Raw genomic sequence first — 14,452 nt, 5'->3', positions numbered from 1 at the left:
CTTCGGAGACTTCTACGAGCGAGGCGGTGGTCCCTCAAGGGGAAGCGTGATGTGAAACGAGGTGCCGACGCCTGGCTCGCTCTCAACGGTGATGCTGCCTCCATGGGCATCGACGACATCTTTCACAATCTTTGTCCCCAGCCCTGTCCCGCCGACCTTTCGGCTGATGGCGCTGTACGTGAAGAGGCTCTTGAGGACTTCTGCTGGCATGCCCCTACCGGTATCGATGACTGACACCAGGATGCTCCTTCCCGCCTGATCCGTACGGCCACGCAGCGTGACGGATCCGCCGGGTGACACTTCCGGAATCGCGTTGTTGACGAGATTATAGATCGCATTGAACAGCCGGCTCTCGTCAGCCTGAATCACGGGGAGGGTATCGAGTCCATCCACGCGCAGCGCGACCTTACGTTGATCGGCCAGGATCCTGAGCGCTGCGTACACGCCGGCGACCACCTCCGCGAGTCGGCAGGGCGCAAATTCCGGCAGCCGAGTGAGGCCTTTGACCGATTCCGCCATCTCCCTGACCCGGTCCTGAATGCGGCGGGACCCATTCCGGATCATATCCAGGAGTTCCTTGGTCAGATCCCGACTGTGCTTCAGATTGCCGGTGACACTCTCCGGTAGGCGGTGATAACACTCGTCGAGTTCTTCCTCCAGCAGCGCCGCCCCGCTCATGATCGGCATCAACATATTCTTGATATCGTGGCCGATGTCTCCCAGCAGTCTCGCCACGTCGGCCAGGGCCTCCGCTTGGCGCAGCGCTTCCGCTGTCTGCTCGCGGTCCACAAACTGGCCGACTTTGATGCCGATGTCGGCCACCATGTCGAGAATATCCTGATCCGGCTTGCGGATCTGGTGGCTGAAAAATTCAATGACTCCGTCAATGCGTTCGCCCTTCCGGACTGGAAAGGCAAATCCTCCATGCAGTCCGACATGAGCCGCGATTGAGGCCCGGCGGAAATGGGGGTCGCCGCTCACATCAGGAATCCAAATAGGCGTTCCGCTTTCCCAGGTTCGACCGATAAGCCCCACACCCCGTTGAAAGGTCCGTTCCCGGCTGTCCTGTATGAACTCGGATGCCTCCACCTGCGGCGCATGCCACAAGTCTACGAAACGCAGCAACTCAGCCTGCTTGTCCACGGCCCAAAACATGCCCAATTCCCAGTCCAGGCTTTCACCGATGGCCCGAAGGATTTCCCGGCCTGCGTCTTTCAGGGTTGAGGACTCGGCCAGCACACGGGTGACTGCGTATTGTGCACGAAGCCGACGTTCTGACTGCCGCGCTTGAGCCAGGCAGGCTTCAAGGTCAACGCTCTGGTCTTCAGCCATGTTCCCTCCCTGTGCGGATCCCTGCATCTAGTGTGTGAACCTATCGGATTGGAGCACACGCTACCGTCATTATGATCGTGTCCGGAAAGACTTTCACGGGGAGATTGTCGCTAAATCCGCCATCGCCTGCCTTTGTTCCCACAGTCGCGGCAGGCAGTGGACCTGCGCCCTGTTTGAGCGCAGGCGCGGGATCTGTCACAGCCACGTCCGTAGAGACTGGGCCGTCAGCAGGGATAGACCTATAGGATTTCGAATCCCGGAATTGTGGAGCTACTGCGGCGGAGGCCCCGGCCCGCTGTGCTTGTATGAAGTCTTTCTCATGCTGCACTAATCATCTCCTCATGTAGCGGGACTACAGTAGGCGAGGGGTAATCCGGGACTGGTGTCATCACAGCCGCCTCTGTCACGTCGTTCGAAGCGATGACACAGGCGAAAGACAAGGAGGAGAAACGATGAAAGCAGTGACCACATCCACCTCAATGGCTGAACGTCCGCTCAGACGGAACCGGCACTGGTTGGCACTCACCGGTCCCTCCGGGTTGGCTGCCCGGTTGTTCAGGGTCAATGCCGATCGCTGGAGACGGCGAGCGCTGTTCTACGAGCGTCACCGCGACTATTTCCCTCGACTGGCCTCCGGTCGATTCGTCGAGCGCTGTCGTGAACTGGAGGCGGCGTATCGGGGTCTTGCGCAGGTCCTGTTCACTCTGCAGCCGCAGATCGAATGGGCGCCGGTCCGGGCGGTTGTCTCGCGGATCAAGTAAGTTCGGATGATCGCGCGGTCGGCATGTTGTCTGCGTGACCCACCAGCGCGGCGCTATCGGCCGTCGATCTGAGGGGCCCGACGATGGGCCGGATGGCATTCCTGTGTTCCTGTGCGCAGGGCAGCCACTCAGTGCCGGGAATCATCAATTCGAAGAGTCCAAGAAATTGTGTGGGAGGGAGAATACCGGGTGGCAGCTCAGCATTGCATCTGCTCGCCTGACAGCTTAGGCTGCATGGAGATTCAGTGACCTCTGCAGAAAGGGGAGTTGCATGCGGCTGATGACGATCCTGCTCACGTTGAGTGTTCTCGGCGCGTCCGGCTGTGCGGACCCCACTCAGCCCGCTCGTAACAATCGCACCCAGCAGGCCTTGGCCGAGTCCATGCCCCCGGGCCATCTGTTCCAACGCCATATGATCGATCTCAACGGCTTGACCCTCAGCGTGCTGGAGGCAGGCAGCGGCGATCCGATTATCTTTGTCCACGGCGTGGTGACGACCAGCAATATCTTTCCCCAATATGTGAGTGCCTTTTCGCCTGATTTCCGAGGTATTGCGGTGGACCTGCGTGGATACGGCGATTCGGAGAAACCGCCGGGCGGGTTCACGATCGAGCAGTTTTCGAAGGATCTCATTACCCTGGCCGATACGCTCAAGATCGACCGTGCGGTGTGGGTGGGCGTGTCCATGGGCGGGATGATTCTGCAGCGCCTCGCGCTGGATCATCCTGAGCGGGTACGGGCGCTGGTCCTGGTGTCCACAACCGACGGAGCGATGATTCTCGACGACGACATTCCGACCATCGGCGCGCCGCGTGATTATCGGGAGGTGTCGAAGAACATGATCGTCGAAAGTTTTCCTCCCGATGCGCCGGCTCATACCTACAGGCCCTTGCTTGAGCGGATCCCCACCTGGAATGCCACGGTGATCCGGGAGGCGCTGACTTCCATGTCGCAATTCAACGTGCATGGACAGCTCAGCCGCATCACCGTGCCGACCCTGATTATGGTCGGAGCAAAAGACGGAGTGGCCACGCCGACTATCGCCAAGGGCATTCAGGCGCAAATCCCCGGCGCGAAGGTCGTCGAATTCGATACCGGCCATTTCATGATGGCCGAAGACCCCGACCAGTTTCGCACCGTGCTGGGAAATTTTCTGAAAGGCCTGCCGCGGTAACATCGCGCACGTTTCGCTGTAGGCAACCGACCAGCGGAGGCTCCGTCTGTGCGGGTCCGCTCATTCTGGCCCATTTGGTTCGCCTGCTCGACCTCTAGGCTCAATCCTCCGTTCGAAACTGGCGGCAAGAATGGTATGATGACGATGGTTGCTCGACCGGATCTTCATTCACCATCTGAGAGGACATCATGACAACGCTTTCGACACGTCTCTTTATTACGGCCTCATTGGGCCTCGTGCTGTTCGCAGGGAATGGCCTAGCGGCGGAACCGGCCGATGTGGAGAAATTTGTGAACGCCCGCATCGAGATCGGCGAAATGATGACGAATTATTTCAAGGGTGGGGAGTCGTATGGATCGGGTCAGCGGCCGTCGCCGGAGAAAATGAAAGAGATGGGCGACGACATCAACGCGAAACTGACCACGTTGTTGTCCAAGCATGGATTGACGCTGGAGGACTACCGCGCGCGCAGCAAAGACGTATTCGCCGATGACGCGGCGGTGAAAGGATATCTCGCCCAGCATCCGGATCTGAAGACCCGGTACGAGGCGCTCCCGTTGAATCGGATGAGTGGGGGTGGAGGAGGCAGCACCGGACGAGGCTACTAGCAGGCGGGCAACTCTCGCCTGACCGCTCGCACACAAAGAGAAACGCTCGGTGTATGACATCATACGCCGAGCGTTTTCATGTCCCCGCGGATTGCCGCACGGGCTGGTCGACCGGTCTCGTTAGACGACTTGGATCAGCAGGTTGGTGAGATGCTCCATGCCGATGCAGTCGAGGATGCAGTAGGCGCGATATTGGGTTCGGTTCTTTTCTCCGGCGAGAAAACTCACGCTCGATTCCCGGTTCATGACCCAGACTGAGCCGGTCTCCTGCTTCCAGCCGTCTTCGGCGCGGATCGTGATCTGGTGCGTGTCTCCCACGGCCAGGCTGGTCATGTCTTCACCGAAGACGAAGGTGATCTTCACCATCGTATCTTTCGGCACCTGCAGGGCGCGCTTCGCCCCGTAGGGTCGGCCCTTCTCATCCAGGAACCCCTTTTCACTGACTCGAACCTTGATCTCGACCGGTGTCTTTTCCGGGGTGGCCGCGGCGGTCATCGCCGGTCCGGCGACGCTCGCGACGAACGCCAGCATGGTGGCCACGGTTGCCAATCGCTTTGTCAGTTGGGTCATTGCTCTCGTGCTCCTCTATTGAGACCGCCTGCGATCGCAGATCTACCATTCCCCTGTGATCGGGTGGCTGCGAGTCTTGTTGGTGGTGGACTACAGCTGGGGGTAACTCTTGCGACGATGCGGTCTGTCACGCTCCGGAATTTCGTCTGCTGTATTCACCATAGCACAGGCAAGCAGGTTGGCAAGTTCTTTCACTCGCTCCGGCCGGGAGACGGCGGGCCTGAGGGAAACAGCGTAGGGAATCAGCGATGACGCCCACTTTTCAGTGAGTGGTCCGCCCTGGCTTGAATGACGGCAACCGGAGTTGCGCCCTGGCTGCGTCGATCGGGAGTTCTCGCCAGGCGCCCGGTTGGAGATCGCCGAGGGTGAAGGGGCCGTATTGAATCCGCCTCAATCTGGTTACCTCATGTCCCAGCGCCTTGAAGAGCCGCCGGATCTCACGATTCTTGCCTTCGGTCAACGTGACGGCCAGATGGGATTCCCGGCCTGAGCGTTTCTGGATGGTGACGGCGGCGCAGTGCAAGCGCTCGCCCTGATCGTCTACCCCGTCGAGCGCGGCCCGGCCTGTCTCGTCCGAGACCTCACCACGCACCGTGACGAGATAGAGGCGCGGCACCTGCTGTTTCGGATCGGTCAGGAAGCTGGAGAGCGTCGAGTCGTTGGTGAGCAAGAGGAGACCACTCGTCGCCTGATCCAAGCGACCGACTGCGTGCAGGCTTTTCAACTCAGGAGGAAGTACATCGAAGATGGTCTTTCGACCCTTCTCGTCCTGATGGGTCGTGACTACACCTTTGGGTTTATGGAGGAGAATGAATTGCGGAGGGCGCTGCTGGATCGGTCGATCGTCGAGTGTGACGGCATCGCCGGGCCAGTCGATCCAGGTGTCCGGCATGCGTACCAGGCGTTGATTGATGCGGACTCGTCCGGCCCTGATCCATTCCTGCGCCTGGCTCCGGCTGGCAATGCCGAGTTTGGAGAGCAGGCGATCCAGCGTCACACGTTTCGCGCTGCTTGCATTGGCGCGGGGCTGGCTCTGCGCCGGCTTTCGGCCGGCGGGAACAGCCTTGCCCCGAGGGATCGCGTCTCGTTGTGTGGATCGTGGTTTACCGGTCATGCTCGTCGGGTCAAGCGGAGGGCCGCGTCGGGATGCCGTTGCATGGGGGGACTGTACACTGACGAGATCTGAAAGAGAAGCGGATGGCTCCTGATCGATGTGGGGGCGGTGATCAGTTGGATGTATGTCGCATGGCTGTGATGGTATGATGGATGCGGCTTTGCGGCGAGAGACGGACCACTCTCTGAGAGGACACCATGGTGATCAATCCGGTGCGTCTGATGAGCGGCATCCTGTCGGCGATGGTCCTGTGCGGCGGAGCCGGCTGGGCTGCCGAGCCGGCGGAGTTGGAGAAGTTTGTGAACGCGCGGGTCGAGGTCGGCGAGCTGATGACCAGCTACTTTCAGGGGTGGGATCGTTATGGAGAGGGGCAGCGTCCGTCGCCCGAGCGGATGGAGGAAATGACGGCGGAGATCAATGCCAAGCTCGAGCCGCTCCTGGCCAAATACGATCTCACGATTGAAACCTATCGCCAACGAAGCAAAGACATATTCGCCGATGAGGCCGCCGTCAAAGGGTATCTTGCTCAGCACCCGGATGTGAAGAAGCGGTATGACGCGCTTCCCTTTGATCGCATGGGGCGAGGCGGGAGCAGCGGGCGAGGGTATTAGCACAAGAGGATCCGAAGTCTCTGACACGTGAACCTGGAACGCTGGTGATGGGGCAAACATGATGAAATGCGTGATGCTGGTGATGGTCTCAACGCTGCTCTTTTGGAGCGTGGCATCTGCGGAGTGGATTCTGATCGGCGGCACGCACAAGTACGACGGGTACGTGGACGTGGCCACCATCGGTCCGACCGGCAAGACCGTGACGCTTTGGACCCTGAAGGATTTCAAAGTGGATCGGCAGATTCCGCAGGGGACGTATCGCTCCGTGCGTATTAAGAAGCAGATCGATTGTCTCGCTCACAAGAGCCGTCCCCTGCAGACCAGGTACTATGCGACACAGATGGGCAAGGGCCGTCCGTTGCAGTCAGGGAAAGGAACCAGGGAATGGTCGCGGGTGACAGCCGGGAGTGACGGGGAGGCAGAGTTGAAAATCGCCTGTAAGAAGGTGTAACAGGCTGAGAATCGTCCTAATGAAACTGGAGTCTGGTTCTACCTGCGTTTAGAATGCCGCCCGTCATGTCTTCTACCCCTCGTGTCATCATCATCGGAGCCGGTGTCGCCGGCTTGGCTTGTGCGCGACATCTGTCGAAGACCGGACTCGCCTGTAGCCTGCTTGAGGCATCCGATGCCGTGGGCGGGCGGGTGAGGACCGATCGGGTAGAGGGATTCCAACTCGATCGAGGGTTTCAGGTGTTTCTGACCGGGTATCCAGAAGCCCGGAAGATGTTGGACTATGCGGCGCTGCAACTCCAACCGTTTTACCCCGGCGCGATGGTGCGATATGCCGGAGGTTTTCATCGAATCAGCGACCCGTTTCGCCGCCCGCAGGATTGTTTCTCCACGATGGCCAGCCCGATCGGCTCGTTCAGTGACAAGCTTAAGGTGCTCCGGCTCCGCCGGGATGCATTGCAACGACGGCTTTGCGGGCAGGCGGGCGGAGGCGAGCGCACCATGCTGGAGGTCTTGCAGACCTATGGGTTTTCTCCCGCCATGCAGCAGCGGTTTTTCCAGCCGTTTCTGAGTGGCGTGTTTCTGGATGAGACGTTGTCCACGCCCTGCCGGCTGTTTGAATGGGTCTGGGCGGCGTTTTCTCGCGGCGACATCGCGCTGCCGCAACAGGGCATGGGCGCGATTGCGAGTCAGCTGGCCGCGACTCTTCCAACGGAGTCGATCCGCTTGAACGCCGCGGTCAGTCACCTGGGCGGCGCCGCCGTGGTGCTGGCGTCCGGTGAACGACTCGCGGCCGATGCGCTGGTCCTGGCCACGGATGATGCCACCGCTGCCAGGTTACGCGGCGAGAGCTGGCCCGCTGCGCCCGGACGCGATGCGATCTGCCTGTATTTCGACGCGCCCGCTCCACCGGTCCGCGGGCCCTGGTTGATGCTAAACGGAGAGGGTCAGGGGCCGGTCGGCACCGCCTGTGTCTTGAGTGAGGTCGCCTCCGGTTATGCGCCCTCGGGACGGGCGCTGGTTTCGGTCAGTTTGTCTCGGCAGCCTTCGCACGCCGGCGATGATCTCCAACAGGCAGTGCGCCGACAGTTGCGCGAGTGGTTCGGTGAGGAGGTGAGTGCCTGGCGACATTTGCGGACCGATCACATCAAGAGAGCGCTGCCGCCGATTGAGGGGCTCACGGCGCAGGCGTCGAACGCGTCGCCGCGCGTGAGACCGGGGTTGTATCAATGCGGTGACTATTGCGAGACCGGGACGTTGGATGGGGCGCTGCTGTCCGGGCGAAAAGCCGCCGAGGCGTTGTTGGCCGACCATTGAATAGACTCGCAGACGGGAGACGGGCTTGAGCGGACGGAGAGTGCCGGTCACGAATCATTTCGGATGGCGATGGCTGTCGGCGGCGATGATGGTGCTGTTGTCCTGTCCGGTATCGTCGGCCTTGGCCGACCCGTCCTCCCAGCATCAGCTGCAGGCGCTCGCCGGCCAGGGCGATGCGAACGCGCAATGGATGTTGGGGCAGGCCTTGCTCACGGGCAGTCTCGGGGAAACCGATGAGGCCGAGGCGGTGCGGTGGCTGCAGCTGGCGGCCGACCAGGGCCACGTCTTGGCGCAACGGGACATGGGCATGTTGTATGAGCAGGGGCAGGGGGTGACGCAAGATGTGCTGGAGGCGTTCTTCTGGTATTCCCTCGCGAGTCGTCAGGACAGCAGCCGTGCCAGACTCCGCCGTGACGCATTGGCCGCGATGCTCACCGCCGAACAACATGAAGCCATTGCGGCACGTCTCAAGGGATGGCGGCCGAGAAAATAATTCGTCGGTGTCGGACGTTATTTTTTTCGTCTGAAGAGATCGGTGCTGAGCGACTGGATGCGGTCGAGGAAGAGCAGGCCGTTCAGATGGTCCACTTCATGCTGAAAGGCGAGCGCTTCGAATCCTGACGCACTCACCGTGACGACCCGTCCGTCCGGCGTCACCCCCTCCACCAGCGCCTCTTCGTAGCGCAGCACATTCCCCGTATAGTCCGGCACGCTCAGGCAGCCTTCCCGCACGGTCTTTTTTCCTTCCAGCGAGAGAATGACCGGGTTCAACAGCACGACCAATCCATGGCCCCGCTCGCCTTTCTTACGCGACACATCGACGACGATCACCTGCACCGCCTGTCCGATCTGGGGCGCTGCCAGTGCGACACCGGGTGACGCGGCGAGCGTATCCAGCATATCTTGAACCACCGCTTGCACGGCGGGATCGGAGGGGACGACGGGGGCGTTCGCGGATTTGAGTGCCTGGTGGGGATACTGCAGAATCGGACGGATAGCCACGATCAGAAGGTGACACTTTCAAGCGGTCGGAACGTCAGATCGACGCCCAGCAGCGGCTTCAATTGTTCCAGGGCCTGTCTGAGCTGGTCGGCTTGCCCGGCTTCCTGCAATTGAACCTCCAGGACCATGACATAGATGGGACGCTCTCCCGATCCGACCACGCGGGTATTCATGTCGGTAATGTTGCCTTGGTGCTGGGCGACGGTGCGGGCCACTTGCGCCACGATGCCCGGATGGTCGGCCCCGTAAACCGACAACATGAACGTCGGGGTTTCCAGGGCTGTCTGTCTGGTGGCTGCCTGGTCCGGCATCGCTCTGCATAAGACGGCAAGGTCCAGTGGCGTCGTATAGGGCGTCAGGCGTTGGCCAAGATCTTCGGCGGCGATGCCTTCCGGCAGGCGCACCATGAGCATCATGGTGAACTCGCCGCGTAGCCGGGTCATGCAGGTGTCTTCGATATTACAGCCGAGCTGGTAGAGGCTATCGGCCATCAAGGCGACGATACCGGGGCGGTCTTGTCCGAAGGCGGTGATGATCGCGAAATGGTCCATCGGCATCTCGTGGGTCGCAAGCAAGGAACAGGTTGCGCGTAGAATGCTGCAATTGTGGAAGATTAGCAAGCGCCGGCCGAAGGTGCACGGTCGGGCAAGTCCTAGGTACGGCGTTTCGTGCGGTTCGTCGGTGGTGCGGTGAGTGGATCATCCGGCCAGTGGTGGCGTGGGTAGCGGCCTCGCAATTCTTTCTTCACCTCTTGATACGCCGAGCGCCAAAAACTGGCCAGGTCTTTCGTGACCTGCACAGGCCGTCCCGCCGGGGAGAGCAGATGCACCATCACCGGCACCCTTCCACCCGCGATGCGCGGTGTCTCCTGACAGCCGAACATCTCCTGGAGTCGCACGGCCAGCACTGGCGTCTCGTTCTGATCGTAATCCAGCTTCACATGGGAACCACTCGGCACGGTGAGGTGTGTGGGCACGAGCCTGGGAAGCTCCTGCCGCTGCTGCCATGTGAGGAGGCTTTCGAGCGGCGGTTGGAGATCGATGCGACGAACCTGCGCGAGGCTTGTGAGGCCGCTGACAAATGGCCCCAGCCACGCGTCGAGGTTGTTTGTGAGCGCGTCGTCTGACAGGTCCGGCCAAGTGGAGTCGATGCGATGGAGAAACCCGACGCGTGCGCGCCACTGTTGCAGATCTTTGGTCCAGGGCAGACAGGTGATCCCCGCCCGACGGATGCCGAACAGTAAGGCGGCGGTGACTTGAGTCGGGTCCGGGTCGTGGGTGGCCCGATCATCGAGGATGAGTTGCCCCAACCGGCGCTGCCGTCTGGCGCGGACGGATTCCAACCGGTCGTCCCACTCCAGGACATCGACGGTGTTGATCTGCCCGGCGCAATGGTGCCGTAGATCCGGCAATCCAACCGGCGAGGCTAGGAGAATACGCGCCCAGTCACCGGTGCCGTCGAGTTGTGCCACCACCAGATACTCTTCTTGAGAGAGACCTTGTACGGTGTGGAATGCCGCGCCTCGTCCGTTGGCCAAACGATAGCGACCCTCGCTGCCTGCGATCCGTTGCGCAATGCGGTCGGGATAGGCGAGAGCGAGTAGTGTGCCGGTGTGTTCGGTACCATCGCCGGATGAGCCGCCAAGTTGGAGCTGTCGCCGCCACTGCTCCGATGCCCGCCGCACCCGTTCGCAACCGGCACGATTGATCGTTGCACCGGCAAGATGGTCTCTGGCGCCGTGCAAGGCTTCAACTCGGATGCGCAGGTCGGCATTTCGCCAACCCGGTCCCCCTTGCAGAATGTCACGTTCGCTCAGCAGCGCCGCCAGGTCGCAGGCGTGAGTTCCCAGGCCGATCGGCACGGCGGTCACCATCATGTGGGCCAGTCTTGGATGAACAGTGACGTGGGCCAGCCGGCGGCCGTGTGCGGTCAGGGCTCCTCGCGCATCGAGCGCTCCGAGCTCTCGCAGAAGTTCACGGGCCTGGGCCAACGCCCCTGCCGGCGGCGGGTCGAGCCAGGACAGTTCGCTTGTTTCAATCACACCCCATTCCGCGAGATCCAGCGCCAGGGGGGCCAGGTCCGCCTCCAGGATTTCCGGAGGGCGGCGAGGGAGGAGCGCTTGCTGCTCCGCCGTCGTCCAGAGGCGATAACAGGTGCCCGGTTCCAATCGGCCCGCGCGACCGCGTCGTTGATCGGCTGCGTCCTGGGTCACACGAATGGTATCGAGCCTGGTGAGGCCCGAGCGGGGATCGAAGCGCGGAACCCGCATCAGACCTGCATCGATGACGACCCGCACACCCTCGATGGTCAAACTGGTTTCTGCGATCGAGGTCGCGAGGACGATTTTCCGTCGCCCTGTCGGCGCGGGGAGAATCGCCTGTTCCTGTTCACTCTGCGGGAGTTCACCATGCATCGGGGCGATGAGCATATCCGGGCCGAGGGAGGCCTCGACAAGTTGCCGCTCGACGCGCCGGATCTCGGCCATGCCGGGAAGAAACACCAACAGACTGCCCTCGTCACGAGCCAATGCCTGGCGAATGCTCCGGACCACTGCCGGTTCCAGATGCCCTTCAATCGGCCGGTCGAGATACTGCGTGGTGACCGGGAAGAGGCGACCCTCGCAGGAAATGGTGGCGGCATCATGCAGGAGGCGCGTGACTGCTGCGCAGTCGAGCGTCGCCGACATGACAAGCAGACGCAGGTCCGGCCGGAACAGACGTTGTGATTCCCTGGCGAAGGCCACGCCAAGATCAGCCTGCAGGCTGCGTTCGTGAAACTCGTCGAAGATGACGAGGCCGTATCCGGCGAGTGACGGGTCGTGCTGCAGCAGCCTGGTGAGAATCCCTTCGGTGACGACTTCGATCCGCGTATCCTGCCCGACCCTGGTGTCGTGGCGGATGCGGTACCCGACCGTTTTGCCGACGGGCTCACCCAGCATGGCAGCCATGTAAGTTGCGGCCGCGCGGGCGGCCAATCGCCGGGGTTCGAGCAGCACCAGTTTCTGTCCGGCCAACCAGGGTTCATGCAGCAGGGCCAGCGGGACACGTGTGGTTTTTCCTGCGCCCGGTTGCGCCGTCAGCAAGGCCGCGCGTCCGGTTGCCAGGGTTTGGCGCAGCGCCGGGATCGCCTCTTCTATTGGTAATTGGACCATGGTAGGGTGCGTCTCCTGAAGAGGCTATAGCCTATAGCACATGGCCTATAGTGATTGGGATAGGGGCCGGAGCGAATCGCCTATCGCCGGAGCAGTGAGCGTATTGTTCGTCCGGCCATAGGGGATAAGCCACTGGCATACGCTCTTATCTTCGACGAAATAGGATGCACGGGAGGATCATGACGAGCTTAGTATGGACAAGCGACAAACCGGCCAAGGCCGGGTGGTATTGGTGGCGCGGGCTGGGAGAGGACATGGACCCGCTGATCCTCTATGTCGATGCGGTGGGGTATTTCCAATGGCCCGATGGGGCCTCGCAGGAAGTCGGACTGACGAAGGGCGAGTGGGCCGGTCCGATCGTCCCGCCGAGTGAGGATTGATAGTGCGATGATGGTTCTGCCTCAGACCTGTGAAAGAGCCTTGCTCGAACGGTTTTTGCGCGCCGAAGCCATGGCGCTCTGGGCGGTGCGGGCTGCTCAGACGCAGAATCTTCCACGCCACGTCCAGACGTTTCTCCAGCGCCACGAGACCGACGAGCAGGATCACCTGCGGCAATTCGAAGGGATGCTGGGTACCACTTCGCAGCGGGCACCGACTCTGCCGACTGTGCCGTCGCAGTGGGAAATGCTGGCGGTATTGTTGTTCGGGTATGAGGCGCTCGGACTGGAATTCGCGACGCTCCTCGCGACGGTGCGGCCGGACCTGGCGGACATCCTCGAAGACGAACAGGTGCATGTCGGATTCTTCGAGAAGGAATTGAGGGTGATTCTGGCGGGCGGGGAGACCGGAGCTCAGCAGGCGCGGGAGGCGGCCCGTACCTGGTGGAAGAAGCTGCCTCGCACGGTGGACCGGTATCTCGGTGATCCCTCCCTCGCGCCATACCGGACCGAACTTCGGCACCACATCCTGTCGGTCATTCGGGAGCGATTCATTGCATTGGGCTTGCTGCCTGCCGGGCAGGCAGGCCGGTAATCTCCGACCCGCCTGCTCCGTTCCATCTCGCGCTAAAACTGCAGCGTGCCGTTGATGGCGGCCAGGACTTGATTCTTGTTCAGGCCGTCGTTGTATGGCGAGCGCTGCCCGTCGAACCAGTCGGCGCGCACCTCCGGACGGATCAACACATTGGGATGGGGCCGGTAGTTGAGGCCGGCGCTGAGCGAATAGAAGGACCCGGCAAACGGCCCGAGGTTCGGGTTGTCGCGCACCGGGTTGCCGCCGACCCTGGTGCCGGCTTCGTCGCGCATCCACTCGAAGCGCAGACCCGCCCGCCATTGATCGGTGAGCGCATAGTAGAGATAGTTGTCGATGCCGTACCAGCGCGCGGTGCCGCCGTCGACCTTGCCCTGGTTTTGATAGGCATAGTGATGGTGGAAGACGTATTCCCATCGCTCGGCCGGATGTGCCGTGAAGATCAGGCTGTATCGCGTGCGGGTTTCAAATTGTGTGGCCACGGCGCTGGGTTCGTTGCCCGTGACCATGGAGAATGAGAGCGACCAGAGGTTCTCCGGCGCGGTGTACTTGATGCTGGCCAGACCCGTGGTGCTGTCCTTCGTCCGGTCCAGCGAATCCCAGCCGTTCACCAGGCCGCCTTGCAGCGTCACGCGATCGTTCACATGCCAGGTGGCCAGTCCGCCCCAGTGGGTGAAGGGGCCGGCGAATTGGTAGGCAAAGGATTTGGAGTAGAAGAAGTTGTTGATGGACGGCACACCTTCGTAGCCGATGATCGTATAGAAGTGGCCGACCTTCACCGAGAACGTCTGGTTTCCGATTTCAGCATAGGCCTGCGGCATCGCCAGCCCGTAGTGCTGCCCCTGCGCGTTCCAGCGCTGCGCGCCGTTCTCCCGCCGCTCGACTCCATTGCTCTGCGTCAAAAAGTAATCGTAGCCGTACATGAAATCCAAGCGCCCGCCGATGCCCCAATTGCTGCCCGAGGCGGTCAGCGGTTTTTCGACAATCATGTACAACTGGTTGAGGACCGGAATGTCACGGTCGATGGCGTTGTAAGGTCCGCTGAAGTTGCTGCGCGGGTTGCTTGCGTTATACGTATACCCGCCGTCCACCCAGCCGCGCACGCGGAGGAATCCGTCCTGCGGAAAAAAGCGGTTGATGCCCTTCTCATCCGCATGCCAGAGGGCGTCGGTCCACAGCGGATCCGGAGCAACCCCGGCCTCGGTTCCGGATGCTTGCGAAGAAAATACGGGGGAGGGAATTCCGCCCAGCGGCACGCCGGTGGGCAGCGACTGTGCGAATGCGTTGCCCGTCAAGGCGCCCCAACTGCATAACAGTGACACCACGAATGCGTTCACGATCGACTTCGACATACCCGTACCTGCCTCCTGTAAAAATCTCCCGAGATGTGTTG

Annotated in this window: 16 protein-coding genes; 9 read left to right on the top strand and 7 right to left on the bottom strand. The window is 61.4% G+C overall.

Going from position 1 to position 14,452, the window contains the following annotated elements:
• Window positions 1–12 precede the first annotated feature (12 nt).
• Complete coding sequence (locus H8K11_10595) at window positions 13–1,332, bottom strand: GAF domain-containing sensor histidine kinase (protein MCS6264195.1); 1,320 nt, start codon at window positions 1,330–1,332, stop codon at window positions 13–15.
• Between the two features lie 452 nt (window positions 1,333–1,784).
• On the opposite strand from H8K11_10595, the gene H8K11_10590 reads away from it, so the two are divergent.
• The 3 genes from H8K11_10590 (at window position 1,785) to H8K11_10580 (ending at window position 3,875) form a co-directional block, all read left to right on the top strand.
• On the top strand, window positions 1,785–2,093 hold the full coding sequence (locus H8K11_10590) for a hypothetical protein (protein MCS6264194.1): 309 nt from the start codon (window positions 1,785–1,787) through the stop codon (window positions 2,091–2,093).
• 271 nt (window positions 2,094–2,364) lie between these two features.
• Entirely contained in the window at window positions 2,365–3,267 is a 903-nt protein-coding gene (locus H8K11_10585) for an alpha/beta hydrolase (protein MCS6264193.1), read from the top strand.
• 188 nt (window positions 3,268–3,455) lie between these two features.
• On the top strand, window positions 3,456–3,875 hold the full coding sequence (locus H8K11_10580; GenBank protein MCS6264192.1) for a hypothetical protein: 420 nt from the start codon (window positions 3,456–3,458) through the stop codon (window positions 3,873–3,875).
• Between the two features lie 120 nt (window positions 3,876–3,995).
• Here H8K11_10580 and H8K11_10575 read toward each other — a convergent pair whose 3' ends face one another.
• Together H8K11_10575 and H8K11_10570 are read right to left on the bottom strand one after the other, a co-directional pair.
• Complete coding sequence (locus H8K11_10575) at window positions 3,996–4,445, bottom strand: hypothetical protein (protein MCS6264191.1); 450 nt, start codon at window positions 4,443–4,445, stop codon at window positions 3,996–3,998.
• A gap of 262 nt (window positions 4,446–4,707) precedes the next feature.
• Window positions 4,708–5,559, bottom strand: coding sequence for an rRNA pseudouridine synthase (locus H8K11_10570; protein MCS6264190.1), 852 nt, complete (start codon window positions 5,557–5,559; stop codon window positions 4,708–4,710).
• 197 nt (window positions 5,560–5,756) lie between these two features.
• Between H8K11_10570 and H8K11_10565 the strand changes: the two genes are divergently transcribed.
• From H8K11_10565 to H8K11_10550, 4 genes are all read left to right on the top strand, one after another.
• Entirely contained in the window at window positions 5,757–6,170 is a 414-nt protein-coding gene (locus H8K11_10565; protein MCS6264189.1) for a hypothetical protein, read from the top strand.
• A gap of 58 nt (window positions 6,171–6,228) precedes the next feature.
• The gene (locus H8K11_10560) at window positions 6,229–6,621 is read left to right on the top strand and encodes a hypothetical protein (protein MCS6264188.1); all 393 of its coding nucleotides are present in this window, start codon (window positions 6,229–6,231) and stop codon (window positions 6,619–6,621) included.
• 65 nt (window positions 6,622–6,686) lie between these two features.
• Window positions 6,687–7,937: an FAD-dependent oxidoreductase gene (locus tag H8K11_10555; GenBank protein ID MCS6264187.1), complete on the top strand. Its 1,251-nt coding sequence runs from the start codon at window positions 6,687–6,689 to the stop codon at window positions 7,935–7,937.
• A gap of 25 nt (window positions 7,938–7,962) precedes the next feature.
• Window positions 7,963–8,430, top strand: coding sequence for a sel1 repeat family protein (locus H8K11_10550; GenBank protein MCS6264186.1), 468 nt, complete (start codon window positions 7,963–7,965; stop codon window positions 8,428–8,430).
• A gap of 17 nt (window positions 8,431–8,447) precedes the next feature.
• On the opposite strand, the gene def is transcribed toward H8K11_10550, so the two are convergent.
• The 3 genes from def to hrpB form a co-directional block, all read right to left on the bottom strand.
• A complete protein-coding gene (gene def, locus H8K11_10545) occupies window positions 8,448–8,939 on the bottom strand; it encodes a peptide deformylase (GenBank protein ID MCS6264185.1) in 492 nt (163 codons plus the stop codon).
• Between the two features lie 2 nt (window positions 8,940–8,941).
• Entirely contained in the window at window positions 8,942–9,490 is a 549-nt protein-coding gene (locus H8K11_10540) for an ACT domain-containing protein (protein ID MCS6264184.1), read from the bottom strand.
• 101 nt (window positions 9,491–9,591) lie between these two features.
• Window positions 9,592–12,090: an ATP-dependent helicase HrpB gene (gene hrpB, locus H8K11_10535; GenBank protein MCS6264183.1), complete on the bottom strand. Its 2,499-nt coding sequence runs from the start codon at window positions 12,088–12,090 to the stop codon at window positions 9,592–9,594.
• A gap of 179 nt (window positions 12,091–12,269) precedes the next feature.
• Between hrpB and H8K11_10530 the strand changes: the two genes are divergently transcribed.
• The gene (locus H8K11_10530; protein MCS6264182.1) at window positions 12,270–12,470 is read left to right on the top strand and encodes a hypothetical protein; all 201 of its coding nucleotides are present in this window, start codon (window positions 12,270–12,272) and stop codon (window positions 12,468–12,470) included.
• 7 nt (window positions 12,471–12,477) lie between these two features.
• Complete coding sequence (locus tag H8K11_10525; GenBank protein MCS6264181.1) at window positions 12,478–13,062, top strand: ferritin-like domain-containing protein; 585 nt, start codon at window positions 12,478–12,480, stop codon at window positions 13,060–13,062.
• Window positions 13,063–13,094: 32 nt separating this feature from the next.
• Here the strand turns inward: H8K11_10525 and H8K11_10520 are convergent, their stop codons facing one another.
• Entirely contained in the window at window positions 13,095–14,411 is a 1,317-nt protein-coding gene (locus H8K11_10520) for a porin (protein ID MCS6264180.1), read from the bottom strand.
• Window positions 14,412–14,452: the final 41 nt, after the last annotated feature.

This window comes from Nitrospira sp., from assembly GCA_024998565.1.
GTDB lineage: Bacteria > Nitrospirota > Nitrospiria > Nitrospirales > Nitrospiraceae > Nitrospira_A.
This window is presented reverse-complemented; position numbering and strand designations above follow the sequence as displayed.